At 40.8% G+C, this 15,522-nt stretch carries 13 protein-coding genes; all 13 read right to left on the minus strand.

The features are described 5' to 3' along the window. Positions 1-153: 153 nt before the first annotated feature. Positions 154-1,047 carry a 2-hydroxy-3-oxopropionate reductase gene (gene garR / locus ACTNB8_RS06315; protein ID WP_441053219.1) on the minus strand — a complete coding sequence of 298 codons (894 nt, stop codon included), beginning with the start codon at positions 1,045-1,047 and terminating at the stop codon, positions 154-156. Positions 1,048-1,325: 278 nt separating this feature from the next. Next, positions 1,326-2,066, minus strand: a complete 741-nt coding sequence (locus ACTNB8_RS06320; protein ID WP_441053221.1) for an amino acid ABC transporter ATP-binding protein — start codon at positions 2,064-2,066, stop codon at positions 1,326-1,328. After that, the gene (locus tag ACTNB8_RS06325) at positions 2,059-2,853 is read right to left on the minus strand and encodes an amino acid ABC transporter permease (RefSeq protein ID WP_441053241.1); all 795 of its coding nucleotides are present in this window, start codon (positions 2,851-2,853) and stop codon (positions 2,059-2,061) included. Before ACTNB8_RS06325 ends, ACTNB8_RS06320 begins: the two co-directional genes overlap by 8 nt. Positions 2,854-2,868: 15 nt before the next feature. Next, positions 2,869-3,669 carry a transporter substrate-binding domain-containing protein gene (locus ACTNB8_RS06330; RefSeq protein WP_441053242.1) on the minus strand — a complete coding sequence of 267 codons (801 nt, stop codon included), beginning with the start codon at positions 3,667-3,669 and terminating at the stop codon, positions 2,869-2,871. Between the two features lie 189 nt (positions 3,670-3,858). Further along, complete coding sequence (locus tag ACTNB8_RS06335) at positions 3,859-5,262, minus strand: C40 family peptidase (RefSeq protein WP_441053222.1); 1,404 nt, start codon at positions 5,260-5,262, stop codon at positions 3,859-3,861. A 236-nt stretch (positions 5,263-5,498) separates the two neighbouring features. After that, positions 5,499-7,127: an N-acetylmuramoyl-L-alanine amidase family protein gene (locus ACTNB8_RS06340; protein WP_441053224.1), complete on the minus strand. Its 1,629-nt coding sequence runs from the start codon at positions 7,125-7,127 to the stop codon at positions 5,499-5,501. A gap of 326 nt (positions 7,128-7,453) precedes the next feature. Beyond that, positions 7,454-8,440, minus strand: coding sequence for a diaminopimelate dehydrogenase (locus ACTNB8_RS06345; protein WP_441053226.1), 987 nt, complete (start codon positions 8,438-8,440; stop codon positions 7,454-7,456). Between the two features lie 299 nt (positions 8,441-8,739). Then, a complete protein-coding gene (locus ACTNB8_RS06350; RefSeq protein ID WP_441053228.1) occupies positions 8,740-9,375 on the minus strand; it encodes a J domain-containing protein in 636 nt (211 codons plus the stop codon). 58 nt (positions 9,376-9,433) lie between these two features. Next, positions 9,434-10,276, minus strand: coding sequence for a DUF5685 family protein (locus ACTNB8_RS06355; protein ID WP_441053230.1), 843 nt, complete (start codon positions 10,274-10,276; stop codon positions 9,434-9,436). Positions 10,277-10,341: 65 nt separating this feature from the next. Then, positions 10,342-10,752: a hypothetical protein gene (locus tag ACTNB8_RS06360; RefSeq protein ID WP_441053232.1), complete on the minus strand. Its 411-nt coding sequence runs from the start codon at positions 10,750-10,752 to the stop codon at positions 10,342-10,344. A 12-nt stretch (positions 10,753-10,764) separates the two neighbouring features. Next, on the minus strand, positions 10,765-11,967 hold the full coding sequence (locus ACTNB8_RS06365; RefSeq protein WP_441053234.1) for a class I SAM-dependent rRNA methyltransferase: 1,203 nt from the start codon (positions 11,965-11,967) through the stop codon (positions 10,765-10,767). Between the two features lie 372 nt (positions 11,968-12,339). After that, the gene (locus tag ACTNB8_RS06370) at positions 12,340-14,088 is read right to left on the minus strand and encodes a DUF1002 domain-containing protein (protein WP_441053235.1); all 1,749 of its coding nucleotides are present in this window, start codon (positions 14,086-14,088) and stop codon (positions 12,340-12,342) included. 86 nt (positions 14,089-14,174) lie between these two features. Then, the gene (locus tag ACTNB8_RS06375) at positions 14,175-15,203 is read right to left on the minus strand and encodes an XdhC family protein (protein WP_441053237.1); all 1,029 of its coding nucleotides are present in this window, start codon (positions 15,201-15,203) and stop codon (positions 14,175-14,177) included. Between the last annotated feature and the right edge of the window lie 319 nt (positions 15,204-15,522).

Consider the following 15,522-nt stretch of genomic DNA (forward strand, 5'->3'; position numbering starts at 1 on the left):
TTCCTTTCTCTGTATACAATGAAAATCAAAAAGCCCCGGCAGGTTCATGGCAGACCTGTCGGAGCTTTCCCAGCCTATGCAAAAGAGAGTGAATTCTTGTGGAGGAACTTTTGCATATGTATGTAAACGAAAAGTCTGACGATTTTTGAGTAGTTAGTGTTCGTCTCTTGTTACTGTAACTTTTGACATTTTTTCATAGAATTTAACAATGCTGGAATGGTCTTCTTTTTCGCATCCGTCTGCTTTCAGAGACTGCATGATTTCCATCAGTTCAGCAGTAAGCGGAAGGGCTGCATTTACAGCATGTCCTGCATTCAGTGCATTATTAAGATCCTTGATATGAAGCTCAATACGGAATCCGGGTTTAAAGTTTCTGTCCATCATCATCGGTGCTTTTGCATCAAGTACTGTAGATCCTGCAAGACCGCCACGGATTGCCTGATATACCAGTTCCGGATCTGTTCCTGCTTTTTTTGCAAGTGTAAGAGCTTCTGAAACTGCTGCAATATTAACAGCAACAATGATCTGGTTTGCAAGTTTTGCAACATTTCCGGATCCGATCGGTCCGACATATACAACAGAACCTGCCATATCCATAAGAAGATCATAATATTTATCAAATGTTTCTTTTTTACCTCCAACCATAACGGAAATTGTTCCGTCGATAGCCTTTGGTTCTCCACCGGAAACAGGTGCATCCAGCATATCAATGCCTTTTTTTGCAAGTTCGGCTGAAATTGCTTTACTTTCGGTAGGGTCAATGGAACTCATATCAATAAGAACTGTTCCTTCTTTACCGCCTTCAATGATTCCGCCTTCTCCGAGAGCAACCTCTCTTACCTGTGGAGAGTTCGGGAGCATTGTAATAATTACATCTACTGCTTCTGCTACTTCACGGCCACAACTTACTGTGGTAGCACCAAGTTCAGCCATTTCCTTCAGTGTGTTCGGGTTATGTGTATTAACAACCAGTTCATGTCCTGCTTTGATCAGGTTTTTGCACATTGGTTTTCCCATGATTCCAAGACCGATAAATCCAACTTTCATCTTCAATTACCTCCTGATATTTTTCAATTATGAAACTGTATGTAATGTTTTCTTTCAAGTTGAACTTATTGTAATCTTTTGTTTCAAATTTTTCCATTGACAAAAGGCTCAAAAATCATTTATTTTTTTATGCTATTATAATAACATCGCATATAATGCATTATTTATTTCATAATGTGAAATACTTTTTCAATTTCTTTGATAATTTTTTGTTAAAAAAACAGATGGCCAACACCGACCACCTGCTGATATTTTTATTGAATTATTTCTTATAGAATTCAGGCGTTTCTGAAACGACTTAAAAAGTCTTTTGTCATTTCCTTCTGAGGATTTTCAAAGATCTGCTGTGAAGTTCCCTCTTCTACAATAACTCCGTCGCCCATAAAAATAACATGTTTTGCAACGTCTCTTGCAAAGGCCATCTCATGAGTTACAATAATCATGGTCAAACCTTCTTTTGCAAGGCTTCGCATTACTTCCAGTACCTCACCGACCATCTGAGGATCAAGTGCTGAGGTCGGCTCATCAAAAAGAAGAATCTCCGGTTCCATTGCAAGCGCCCTTGCTATTGCAACACGCTGTTTCTGTCCGCCGGAAAGCTGTTTTGGTTTTGCATTGATATAAGGAGCCATTCCAACTTTTTCCAGATACATCATAGCATTTTTCAGCGCTTCTTCTTTGCTTCTTTTAAGAACTTTTTCCTGTCCTACTGTACAATTCTTAAGAACAGTCATATTATTAAAAAGATTGAAACTCTGAAATACCATTCCTACTTTTGATCTGTATTCCGGTACATTTACATGTTTGTCCATAATATTTGTACCATGATAATTAATCTCACCTGAGGAAGGGGTCTCCAGGAGATTCATACAGCGAAGCAATGTTGATTTACCGGATCCTGAAGGACCGATAATGCATGTAACATCTTTCGGACTTACAGAAAAATCGATGTCTCTGAGGACATCATGGCTTCCGAAAGCTTTTCCCAGATGCTTCACTTCCAGAATTGTCTCACTCATGTTTCTTCTCCTTCCTTTCTTTGTAGGAATACATACCGCTGGTGTGTGTCAGGGTATCAGCTGTAGCCAGGTCATAGTTATCCGGACCATCCATCTTTCGTTCCAGAAGTCTCAGGAGACGGGAACATGTAAATGTCATAATGAAATACATTACCATTGCGATGGTGAAAGATTCAAAGTATGTATACAGGGCACCTGCAACACCTTTTGTGGTGTAAAACAACTCTACGGTACCGATAATGGAAAGCACACAGGTATCTTTGATGTTGATGATCAGGTTGTTACCGATCTGCGGCATAATATTTCTCAGTGCCTGTGGAAGGATAACATTGATCATTGTCTGTACATGAGTCATACCGATTGCTTTTGCACCTTCTGTCTGTCCCTCATCGATAGAAAGGATACCTCCACGGACTGTCTCTGCCATATATGCACCCGTATTGATAGAAACTATGAAAATAGCTGCAAACCACATGGACATGTTGATGTTAAAAAGATAAGCACTTCCGAAATAAATAAACATTGCCTGCGCCATCATTGGAGTTCCACGGAAAAACTCCACATAACATGCCATGATAAATTTAATGATTTTGATCAGAACCTTTTTTGGTGCAGAAGCATTTCTATCAATCGGAATTGTCTGAACAATACCTACAAAGAAACCTATGATACATCCAAAAAGTGTTCCTACCAGAGCCAGCCACAGACTGACTCCGGCTCCCTTCAGGAAAGAAGGGCCATACTGCTGAAGAAGATAGATAATTCTTCCTCCAAAACTCTCAGGCAGCATCTTGTTCCTCCTTTATGATTCTGAAGACAGAGGCTGTACGGAAATTGCTTCGTCCATCATCTTGTTGAAATCATCCTCTGTCATGTCTTTCAGTACGCCGTTAATAGCTTCTCTGAGTTCATCGTTACCTTTCTTTACAGAAACACCGATGTTGATATCTTCTTCTGAAACTTCAAACTCTCCATCTGTGCCAGTGAAGTCAAGAAGTTTGAAATCCGGATAAGCAACACATGCTGCTTTTCCAGTAGGCATATCTGTTACAACCGCATCACATTTACCTGATTCCAGTGCAACCAGCATTGCAGGAGCACTTTCCTGTGCAGGAAGGATATCTGCATCCGGGATCTGTGGCAGACAGGAATCATACCAGATTGTATTCTGCTGTGAAGTAACTGTAGCACCTTTCAGGTCATCTACGCTTGCTGCATCTTTGTAATCACTGTCATTTTTAACCAGTGTGATAATAGATGCATAGTAATATGGTTCTGTGAAGTCAACCATCTGCTGACGTTCTTTTGTGATGGACTGTCCTGCGATAACACAGTCAACCTGTCCGGACTGTACTGCCGGTACAAGGGAATCCCAGTCAAGTTTCACGATTTCAAGGTCATATCCAAGTTCGGCTGCAATTTTCTGTGCCATCATAACATCATAACCGTATGCATAATCAGAACTTCCGGAAATCGGAACTGCTCCGTTGGAATCGTCCGGCTGTGTCCAGTTATACGGTGCATATCCACATTCCATTGCAACTTTCAGAGTTTTCTTGTCATCTGCACTAACACTCTGCACTCCAAAAATTCCACATGTCATAGAAGCTGATACTGCTGCAACTGTCAACATTTTCCACATTCTGTTCTTTCTCATTTTCGTTTCCTCCTGAAAATTTATTTTTCTTCTTAAGCATTTAACACCTGTCTAAAAAAAGGCGCAAAAAAGGAGCAAAGTGCTCCGTTGCGCTTTGCCCCATTTTAATACTTTATTTAAGGAAAGTCAAGACATTTATGAAGGACGTCTTACAGAAAGGATAGTTCTGTATGTAGCGTCATTACTGATCTTGATACCATCTCTTGAGTTAGATGCATGTACGATCTGTCCATTTCCCATATAGATTGCAACATGTCCGCCATAGCAGATAAGGTCTCCAGGCTGTGCATCTGCGTAAGAAACTTCAGTTCCCCAGTTCTGCTGCTCATAAGATGTTCTCGGAAGGCTGTAACCGAACTTCGCATAAACGCTCTGTGTAAATCCTGAACAGTCAGCTCCGCCTGTAAGGCTTGTTCCGCCCCATACATACGGATTACCAACAAACTGAGTTGCATAATCTACGATAGATGAACTTCCGGAAGAACTGCTGGAAGATGAGGAACTGGAAGATGTCTCTACTGTATCAGGATCAACTGTATTATCGCTGTCGATTACATTTCCATATTCATCATATTCAACATCACTGCTGGTATCAGATGAGGAAGAAGCTGCTGCTTCACTTGCATCTACTTCATTACCATCTTCATCATATACGGTATCACCGTTTTCTGCTGCTTCACCCGCATCTACTTCATTGCCATCTTCATCATATACAGTCTGCTGTTCTTCCTGTGCTGCTGCCTCTTCTTCGGCTGCTGCTGCAGCTGCCGCTTCTGCTTCAGCCTGACGCTGGGCTTCTTCTTCGGCTGCAATTCTCTCTGCTTCAAGCTGTTCGATTTCTGCCTGCTGCTGCTGAATCAGCGCTGCATATTCATTTGCCATCTGCTGTGCATAGGCAATTTCATTATCGTAATCTGCAGAAGTAGCCTTTTTCTCATCAATTGCTGTCTGAAGGTTTACAGATTCTGTTTCATATTCCTGTTTCATGCCTTCCAGTTCAGCTTTCTCTGACTGATACTGCTCACCAAGCTGTGTTACCTGCTCGATAGTATTTGCATATGTTTCAAGGCTCTTTCTGTCATAATCATACATTTTCTGAGTATATTCAGCTTTTGTAAGGAGATCGGAAAGGTTATCTGCATTTACCATCATCTGGAACCATGCTTCACTTCCGCCTTTTTCATACAGATACTGGATACGCTGTTTCATTGCCTGATACTGCTTATCCTTGGCATTCTGGGCTTTTGTCAGATCCGCCTGTGTCTGCTGGATATCTGCTTCTTTATTACTGATATCTCCTTCCAGAGTCTGAATGGAAACCATGACATTTACAAGATTTGCATCCAGGCTGGCAATTTCGTTCTCCAACTGCTGTTTTGCGGCATAATACTGATCGATCTGAGAATAGGTAGCATCCAGCTGCTGACTGGTCCATGCCTGTTCGTCTCTCAGTTCATCCTCTCTTGATGCGCTTACAGTTGCAACCTGACCAGCAGTCATCATAAGAGCTAATGTCAGGCATACAATTCGCTTTTTCATGTTTCTCACCTCATAATATAATCAATTTTGTAATATTTGCGAAATATCTTTCTGAACTTCTTTTACATACTAACACAGACTTATCATTAATGCAAGAGTAATTTTTAAAAAATTTAAAATCTTTGTAACAATTAGAAACACATACGCAACTACTTATAATACAAGCACAATTTGCATCCTGTTTTACTGTAAGTTCTGAACAAAAAAACGGCAGCGTTTCCGCTACCGATTTTTTATTAACTGAACAGATCTGCAAGAATCTGATCTGCTGTCATATTTTTGTAACCATTTGGATCTGACAATGTAGTATTCCATCTGAAATAATTACCTCGACGGATATAGTTACCACAGGAAGTATGATAATCAAACTTCTTATATCCTGCATACTTCGACATATACTGTTTCGCAAGCGCAACAGCCTGGCTGTTATATGCACCGCCCGGTGTAGGTGTTCCTGATATCTGAACACCTGCATTCGGTGTGGAATGAAGTACAACCGCACTCAGGTCACTGCACTGTCCCAGAATGATCCATGTATGTCCGTCATCATATCCGATATCTCCCGGACATACTTTCCAGCCTGTTTTGGCGAGATATGCCTGGTTCAGTATGGAGCCAAGTCCCTTGGATCTGTAAGAACTTCCGATATCTCCAGACACTTCTGTATAACATGTACCACCCGAAGCAGTCTGCAGTACCTGATAAACAGACCAGCCTACAAATCCTGAACAGTCGAGTCCCTTCGCTTCGTTTGTAGCACTTAAGTTATTCAGTCCATTACTCTTGTAATTGTAATTTCCTCCCTGACTGCTGTAGAAAGATTTCCACGCGGAACTGACGCCTTTTCTCACAGAATCACTGTAATTATGACCGCCACCCCAGATATAGAGAGTAGAGCCTACCGGCTGAAGTGCACCGGCAAGGAAATTTTTGATGGTACGTTCACTGGCTGATGTGGTATAGACCGCTTTTACTGCACTTACATTTGTTGCGGAAGTCATAACACCACTGGAATTAAATACATATTTGATATTATCAATAGTTCTTGTACCTGTTACCATCACATATGTATCAGGATCAAAATAATATTTGTTATTGTTAATTGTCACAAAACCGCTTTTCCAGAGGCCTGTATCAGGATCAAAATAATATTTCTTTCCGCTGACTTTCTTGAGTCCGGTATACATGACACCTTTTTTGGAGAAGTATCTCTTCAGGCCTGATGGACGTTCAGTCAGCCATCCTGTTGCCATTTTGTAATTCTTCCGATAATATCTCACCAGACCATTTGATCCTTTTGAGAACCCCCTGAAAGCAACGCCGGTTCTCTTATTAAACAAATAATAATATTTGCCAATCTTTTTCCAACCTGTATACATGACACCGTTTTTTTTGTTGAAGTACCATTTCTGACCTTCTTTATTCGTCATCCAACCGGTTGCCATTGTAAATTTTTTCGGACTGAAATATCTCGTCTTGCCATCCTGACATTTAATGAAACCACTCTGTGTAGCTCCGGTCTTGGGATCAAAATAGTAATACTTGCTGCCGACTTTATGGAAATATTTATACATGGAACCAGTTTTCTTATTAAAGTAGCATTTGGTTCCATCAGCATTTTTCATCCAGCCCTTCTGAACAACGCCCTTGGCATTCAGATAATATTTCCTGCCTTTGACTTTGATCCATCCAGTCTGTTTCTTCCCCTTTAAGTAGTAATAGGTTTTTCCGTTCTTTACGCGGAAGCCTGTTTTGGCAGCTGCCTGCGTTTCCACTGTAGTGGCATGAAAAGTAAAACCTGCTGCAAAAAGCATTATTCCCATCAGGACAGCTATAACTCCAAACCTTTTGCACACCTTTTTCATAGAATAGTCCTCTTTCCATATATCATTTTTAGCATATTTTTTACAATCTTGTTACAATAATATGTAGTTATTATATCTCATGTTTATTTAATCGTCAATAAAAACTTATTTGCTAAAAATAATAGTAACAAAAAAGGTAACTGTTCACAGGTAATATCCCGCGAGGTGTTTTGCCATGAATATGGCAAAATCCCGAGACATACGGGGCAAAATCCCATCACCGAAGGTGATTTGGAATGGATTTTGACCAAGTTGCTGTGAACGGAGTGAACAGTAACCAAAAAAGACGGGATCAAAAAATCCCGTCCTGATTATTTTCTATATTATTACAGAAGATGTTTGCGAAGTTCAGCTCCGTCCAGTGCACTTAAATATGCAGGTGGTACGTCAAATACTGTCTTGCATCCTGTCTGTCCTTCCTGTTTCATGCGATATGCAGCTCTTGCATAAGCAACGATAACAGAAGATGTAAATTCAGGATTGGAATCCAGTTTCAGGCTGTATTCGATCACATGACTGTTTTCATCATTCCAGCCTGTTTTTCCGCTACGGATAACAAATCCGCCATGCGGAATACCGCTGTGATCACGTTTCATCTCTTCTTCAGTAATGAAATGTACAGTTGTATCATATTCATCAAAATAATTCGGCATAGTTTTGATTTCCTGCTCAATACGTGCAAGATCAGCACCTTCCTCTGCAACGACAAAACATTCTCTGGTATGTTTTTCTCTTGTTGTGAGATCCGGATTTTCACCGTTTCTTACTGCCTCAAGTGCAGACTCTACAGGAATTGTATACTGTTTTCCGTCTTTTACTCCGTCAATACGACGAATTGCATCTGAATGTCCCTGGCTTACGCCCTTGCCCCAGAATGTATAATCTTTACCATTTGTAAGAATTGCATTTGCATACATTCTGTTCAGTGAGAACATTCCCGGATCCCAGCCTACAGAGATAATTCCCACATGTCCGTTTTCGGAAGCTGCTTTGTCAACATTTGCAAAGTGCTCCGGAATTCTTGCATGTGTGTCAAAACTGTCTACTACATTAAACCACTGTGCATATTTTGGTGTCTGTACAGGAAGATCTGTTGCACTTCCACCACAGATGATCAGTACATCCAGCTGGTCTTTCATTTTTTCTGCTTCATCTACATGATAGACCTTTGCTGTTTCTGTAAGAATTTTTACAGTTGCAGGATCACGCCGTGTGAATACAGCTTTCAGTTCCATATCAGGATTGTGCTTAATCGCACATTCTACGCCTCTGCCGAGATTACCGTATCCCATAATACCAATACGAATACTCATAACGATTTCCTCCTCTGATTTTATCAAATCATCATGCATATTTATGTTACTATTCACTTCATTTACAATAACGTATTTATGCAATCCATAAATAATGATAATATTTCAGTCTGTAATTGTCAAATATTTTATAATAAGTTACTGTTCACTCCGTTCACAGCAACTTGGTCAAAATCCATTCCAAATCACCTTCGGTGATGGGATTTTGCCCCGTATGTCTCGGGATTTTGCCATATTCATGGCAAAACACCTCGCGGAATATTACCTGTGAACAGTAACTATAATACTTCTCACCGCTATTAGCAACAGAAAACGCCGCTGCCCGGACAGCAGAGTCCGCAGAGCATATTAGCCAGACAAAGTTTCATGCAATAATCGCTTCCATCTACAGGCATTCCGCCAAATGGATTCTGCTGTTCCTGATACCAGGTTCCGCCGCCTTCCATTCTCTGCTGTGCCATTTTGTACTGAAGATTATCCGGTTCCAGATTTACTGCCTGACGAATATCATTTAATGCATTTACATTATTTCCAAGCCCCATGTTTGCCATAGCAGAAAGGTAATACCATTCTCCGTTTCGCTGAGAAAGAGAAGACAACACATTCATTGCTTCCCTGTAATGTCCGCTCTGAATATAATTGGAAGCCGCCTGTCTGCGGATCGCCTCTTCATCCTGATATTCGCTTCTGGAACTTCCTGCTCCAAATCCTCCATAACCTGATCTGCTTCCATAAGAAGAACCATATTCGCGTTCTTTCATGATCTGATCATAGGCCTGCTGTACTTCTTTGAATTTTTCTTCTGCCTGTGCTTTATTTGGATTATTGATATTGGCATCTGGATGATATTTTCTGCTGAGTTTCCTGTATGCCTTTTTTATTTCTTCGTCTGTTGCGCCCCTTGACACGCCCAGGACACTGTATGGATCAAACATGTTCTTTCTCCTGTTTCTCATTCTTTAATGCGATGTTTCCTGCACATAGTGGTACCCTTCAGGGTTTTTGATTCTGCTTTTCTTTCCGCTGTCTGCTCACTGTCTCAAAACGGCACCACACACCGGAGTACAAAATATTTCGTAAGATGTCTGTATATTTAATAATAGGAAGTTTTTCAAATTCCCTGCATGTTTCAGCCATCATCATCACCAGCATCTGCTGTACTTTTTCCTGAAACCCTTCCATTATATACTCTTCTGCAAAAGGATTGTAATTTCCCTTTTCAACATCTTTTTCGACATCATCATAAGCATCCATCAGATAAATAAATTTACCAAGGAAAAATCCCATTCTGCGAAGAGTTGGCTCCCAGACATCTTTTCTGTAGGCAAAAATTTCTTCCATAATCCGGCCAAAACATCCCGATACACGGTCTAAATCTCTTTCTCCTTCTTTTTCCAACCTGGAAAGTTCTTCCAGAAGATCCGTAATAATTCTGGTTTTTTCAGAGTATTGTTTTTCAATCTTCTTCTCTTTCTTTTTAAGAGTCTGACCATACATGAGACTGACCGGACTGCGGTCATCGTTCCAGTTGTCCACACACTTATAATATGCAAGAAATACATTCATATCTGCTGCATATTCTGTAATAGCATTTCTACGCACCGGCTGCTTTCTCACCGGGTGTATAATGCACCGTGTTGCACCTTTCTGTGTAGGCGGTTCATACAGGCCACTCAGAAGCATGATGACAAAAGTCAGATCATATGTCAGTGTAATCTGTCCGGATATTCCATATTTTTCTCTCAGTTCCCGGCAGAGTCCGCAGTAAAAAGACCTGTACAGATCAAAATCCTTGAATTTTATTTCAGGTTTATTCATTACCACATACCCGAACATAGCTCCTCCCTCTGTAACTTCATTTTATTCTGGCTGTTCTGCATACAGTTATTTACATACCGATGTCAGCTCTTCTTGATAAACTTAGTATGGCATTTCGGACATTCAATTTCTATCTTTCCTTTGCCGCGTGGAATTCTGATTTTCTGTCCACAGCCAGGGCAGGAATAAATGTGATGAGTTTTTCTCTGCTCCATGATATTTTTTTCTCTGCGAAAACGCTGCCTTAACTTCTCAGTGGAAGACAGATACTTCTGATTTTCTCTACTGCGTTTCGCTATATCTCTGGAAAGCATACGATAATATGTATAAACCAGTGCCAGCAGACCGACAGTGTCCAGTAATGCTCCCAGATTGCTTCCATTACGGAAGAATACCGAAAGAACGATACATACAAGTGCCGCTCCCATTGTAAAATGTGCAAACTGATCTACTCCATATCTCCCCTGCATAAATTTCATAATTTTGTCTCTCATATAAACGCCTCACTATCTGTCATTACAAATCTGGAAAATGTAGAATTTCAAATAATAAGATTCATCAGATGACCATAAAATCGGATGATCCGGTGCCTGTGTTCTGTACTCAACCTGTCTCAGACGTTTATGCGCATTTCTTGCAGCCTGACCGATGGTTTTTGTAAAAAGCTCATAATCCATAAAATGAGAACAGGAACAGGTTGCAAGGAATCCTCCATCCTTAACAAGTTTCATGGCACGGAGGTTAATTTCTCTATATCCTTTTACTGCATTTTTTATAGAGTTCCTTGACTTCGTAAAAGCTGGCGGATCAAGAATGACCACATCAAACTTCTCACCCTTCTCTTCCAGTTCCGGCAGAAGTTCAAAAACATCCTCACATAAGAATTTCACAGTTCCGTCCAGATTATTCAGTTTTGCATTTTCTTCTGCCTGATGTACTGCAAGCTCAGATGCATCTACACCCAGAACTTCCCTTGCTCCGGCAATTCCTGCATTCAGTGCAAAAGAACCTGTATGTGTAAAGCAGTCCAGAACTTTTGCATCTTTACAGAGTTTCTGAATTGCCAGACGGTTATATTTCTGATCAAGGAAAAATCCTGTTTTCTGTCCGTCTTTTACATCCACCTGATATTTTACACCATTTTCAGTAATTTCTACCAATGTAGGGAATTCCGGGCCAATAAAACCTTTGTACAGTTCCATTCCTTCCTGTTTACGGACTTTTGCATCACTTCTCTCATAAATGCCTCGAATTTTAATTCCATCTTCTTCAAGCACTTTGCAGAGAAGTTCCAGAATCGTGTTTTTGAGACGGTCAATTCCAAGCGCCAGAGACTGTACAACAAGTACGTCCTCAAATTTGTCAACAACAAGTCCCGGTAAAAAATCAGCTTCTCCAAAAATAACCCTGCAACTTGAAGTATCTGTAACTTTTTTGCGGTATTCCCATGCATTTCTCACTCTTTTTTCCAGAAATGCTTCATCAATTTTCTGATTTTCATCTCTGGTCAGAAGACGAACTGTTATTTTGGAATTTGTATTAATAAACCCTCTTCCTAACGGATATCCGTCAAAATCGTGTACCAGCACGATATCTCCATTTACGAAACTTCCCATAATTGTAGAAATTTCATTGTCAAAGATCCAAAGTCCTCCGGATTTCAGAAGACGCCCCTCACCTTTTTTCAGTATAACCACTGCAAGACTCACGTGATTTCCTCCTTTACTGTGCAGTGTTTACTGCACATGATGGTATCCCTTTAGGGATTTCCTCCTTTATTGTGCAGTGTTTACTGCACATGATGGTATCCCTTTAGGGATTTCCTCCTTTACTGTGCAGTGTTTATACTGCACATGATGGTATCCCTTTAGGGATTTCCTCCTTTACTGTGCAGTGTTTATACTGCACATGATGGTATCCCTTTAGGGATTTCCTCCTTTACTGTGCAGTGTTTACTGCACATGCATTATCTGTTTATTGTAGCACATATGTTTTCGGTTTTCCAGTTTTTCACACATTCTGATCTTCGGGTCACAAAAAAATCACATCCGGGCAGTTACCCGAATGTGATTTTGGTTTGCTTAATATGTTGCTTCCTCTGTTGCAGCATTTTCCATTCCGTCTGCGGATTCTTCAGAATATTCTTCTGTAGATTCTGTATTTTCCGCATCTCCGGCAGCTTCTGCTGTTTCCTCGGAAGCAGCCTGTGTTGAAGTTTCATTATACAGAGTCTCGAAGAATTTCATTGTATCGTTGTACAGTATAGTTCTCTCTTCCAGAGACTTATCCGCAAGGATATCGTCCGCTTCCGGATCACTTTCGATACTGAAGATTTTCTTCATGTCTGTGTTGATCATATTCATCTGCGCAGACATATATACATCTGTGTCAGCCGGAACATAGGATACTCCTCCGTCTTTCAGTATATTGATATATGCTTCCAGAACTTTCTGAGTAAGTTTTGTTCCCTGTTCTCCGTCAAGAGAAACTGTGATGTCAGTCACTTCCGGCATTACACTCTGGAGTGTTGCCAGATCTCCCTGATATTCACCGGTACAGAACTGTTTTGCCTGATCAAATTTTGCCTTGTCTTCATCACTGAGAGAATCTGTATTCAACGGATCTTCCGCGGTTTCTCCGCTCTGATCTCCGCTTTCAGCTGTTCCCTCGCCATTCTGTTCTGTACCATCTGTATTCTGGTCTGTGTTCTCGACATTCTGATCTGTATTTTCGGCATTCTGGTCTGTGTTTTCGACATTCTGATCAGTTCCATCTGTACTATCTCCGTTATCTTCAGGAGTTGTCTCTACAGAACCGTCTTCTGTCGCTTCCGGAATACCTGTTGCATCTTCTGTGTATGTATTGCTGTCTCCTGCTGCATCATTAGTACCTGCGCCTGTCTCTTCTGCAAGTCCCGGATCTTCTGTAGATGTTTCCTTGATATCTCCGCCAAGCACTGAGCTGTCTACAGTAGATGTGATATCATCTCCGGCACTTGAGCTGTCATCTGAAGGAATAGGTGTAGGTGTCGGCTGTCCTTCTGCCTCTGCTTTGCTCTGTTCCAGATTCTGCTGGATATTCTCAAGAGTTTTCTTCATATCCTGAATATCATAATTCTGCTGTACAATCTGCTGAAGCAGGGAAACAATAGTATTCAGCTCATCAGAAGACAGGTCAACTCCGTTCTGTACTGCGATATTGTTTACAATATTATAAATCTCATCTGCATTCTGGATATTGTCGCCGATGATCTGCATCTTTGCCTGATTGATGATATTTGTGGCATTGTCCTGTCCAACCTGCTGACCGATATTTCCTGTAACAACAACTTCCTGTGTTGCAAGATCTTTCTTGGTAGAATCCAGCTGCGATCCACTGGCTGCCTCATATGCCATCATAACACCTGTAAGTGCACCTGTTCCGGAAACTTCAAACGGGCACGCTGCAACTGCTTCACAGTTTGTTACGCCTGCTGTGGAAAGTGCTGTTGCGATCATATTACAGGTTACATAATTAAGGTTGGCTGTACGAACCTTAATTCCGCCCGACTGTGTAGGTTTTACATAGGCACAGCTTAAAGTTCTTGTTCCAATCTGTTCGCTCGGTACATATTTACCAAGATAATTGTGTTCATCTGTATTTGTTACTGTAACAATCTGTACCTGGTTTGCATCTGCCTTAAAATAATTCATCATTGTATTCTTCTGATCCTGGGTAAGATCTGCTCCCAGTGTTACTACCTTTGTGGCATCTGCCATTGCAGGCATCGGAGTGCTTACAGCCAGACACATACTGCACAGTAATGCAACCATCAAATTTCTTTTTTTCATAATTTCTGATCCTCCATATAAAAAGAATTCTTACCATCTCATCAAGTGTTCTTATTATACCATACCTTGTTGGATAATTGTATTTTTTATTTTATGACTTCAAGAAAAACCTCTATTGTTCCTCCGCAGACCATACCTTCATCTTCTGCTTCCTGAACTGTCATATCCACCCGGATACATTTCGTCATCTGCTTTCCTTCGTTGAACATTCTGAGGCACTGATGCTGCACCTCACTTTCCATGCAGCCGCCACCGACTGTTCCAATCAGTCTTCCATCTTCCAGAACCAGCATTTTGGTTCCGATTCCTCTTGGAGCAGATCCTCTCCTTGCGATGATCGTTGCCAGAACTTTTCCTGTTTCCGGTTCCCTGCGTCCTGTCAGATATTCCAGAAGTTCCGGATCATATCCGCTTGTCTTAATAACGCCGTTTTTTACCATGATCAGCTCAGCAATGATTGATATGGCAATTTCTTCCGGAGTTTCAGCATGGATGGAAAGTCCTACAGGTGTATGTATTCCATCAAGAAATTCTTCATCTGTACCTTCTTCCTTCATTTGCTTTTTCAGAAGTGCTGCCCTTCCACGGCTCGCCATCATTCCTGCATAAACATGCGGTTTCCCTGCAATTGCCTCAAGACAGACTCTGTCGTATCTGTGTCCTCTTGTAACAACCAGGAAATAGGTATCCTCGCTTCCCTGTATCTGACTGAGTGATTTCTCAAACTCCTCACAGATCACCTGATCTGCACCTGCACGTCTGGCTTCATCTGCAAATGATGGCCTGTCTTCCAGTACAGTAACAAAGAATCCCACTTTTCCGGCAATGCGGATCACACTCTGTGCCACATGACCACCGCCGCATATAATCAGATGTGCCGGTCTTTTCAGTCTTTCAACAAAAAATTTATGATTTTTAATTTCCATTTTACAGCTCTGTTCTACTTCCGAAAGCAGACAGATTTCTTCTTCTGTCAGCTCTTCTCCCAGTTCCACCACCGGTTCTCTCTCTGAAAAAAGATATTTACCGGCAGCCCCCTCCGTTACGGTAACCAGAATATTATTTTTCTTATCCTGAATCTTCTCCATCATACTGTATAATTCAAAATTATTCATATTTTCCCTCCGGAATCTTTCTTTTATTTCAACGATAAATTACTGTTCACTCCGTTCAAAGTAACGATGATATCCAAGTTATTATTTGCAGATAACATATCTGATTCCCGGATAAAATTTCTTTCATTATACCATTGAATATAAAAAACGTACAGAAACTTTATTTTTCAAAGTCCTGTACGTTTTATAAATATGTTACTGTTCACTCCCAATGTCATTTACTTAAGGAAATTCCTTGTAAAAAAGGAGTTTCCTTTTTTATTACCAGTAACTCAAAAAACACTTGACAATACCTCATGTTTGTGCGGCTTTTTTCTGA

Origin of the sequence: Blautia sp. HCP28S3_G10 (assembly GCF_052065235.1) — a bacterium.
In the GTDB taxonomy this organism is placed as follows: domain Bacteria; phylum Bacillota; class Clostridia; order Lachnospirales; family Lachnospiraceae; genus Blautia_A.

What these genes read in the sequence shown, in the direction of transcription:
- ACTNB8_RS06370 (WP_441053235.1), bottom strand. Translation starts at nt 14,088, where the DNA reads ATGAAAAAAAGAAATTTGATGGTTGCATTACTGTGCAGTATGTGTCTG.
- ACTNB8_RS06330 (WP_441053242.1), bottom strand. Translation starts at nt 3,669, where the DNA reads ATGACATGTGGAATTTTTGGAGTGCAGAGTGTTAGTGCAGATGACAAG.
- ACTNB8_RS06360 (WP_441053232.1), bottom strand. Translation starts at nt 10,752, where the DNA reads ATGAGAGACAAAATTATGAAATTTATGCAGGGGAGATATGGAGTAGAT.
- ACTNB8_RS06350 (WP_441053228.1), bottom strand. Translation starts at nt 9,375, where the DNA reads ATGTTTGATCCATACAGTGTCCTGGGCGTGTCAAGGGGCGCAACAGAC.
- ACTNB8_RS06320 (WP_441053221.1), bottom strand. Translation starts at nt 2,066, where the DNA reads ATGAGTGAGACAATTCTGGAAGTGAAGCATCTGGGAAAAGCTTTCGGA.
- ACTNB8_RS06340 (WP_441053224.1), bottom strand. Translation starts at nt 7,127, where the DNA reads ATGAAAAAGGTGTGCAAAAGGTTTGGAGTTATAGCTGTCCTGATGGGA.
- ACTNB8_RS06345 (WP_441053226.1), bottom strand. Translation starts at nt 8,440, where the DNA reads ATGAGTATTCGTATTGGTATTATGGGATACGGTAATCTCGGCAGAGGC.
- ACTNB8_RS06375 (WP_441053237.1), bottom strand. Translation starts at nt 15,203, where the DNA reads ATGAATAATTTTGAATTATACAGTATGATGGAGAAGATTCAGGATAAG.
- garR (WP_441053219.1), bottom strand. Translation starts at nt 1,047, where the DNA reads ATGAAAGTTGGATTTATCGGTCTTGGAATCATGGGAAAACCAATGTGC.
- ACTNB8_RS06335 (WP_441053222.1), bottom strand. Translation starts at nt 5,262, where the DNA reads ATGAAAAAGCGAATTGTATGCCTGACATTAGCTCTTATGATGACTGCT.
- ACTNB8_RS06355 (WP_441053230.1), bottom strand. Translation starts at nt 10,276, where the DNA reads ATGTTCGGGTATGTGGTAATGAATAAACCTGAAATAAAATTCAAGGAT.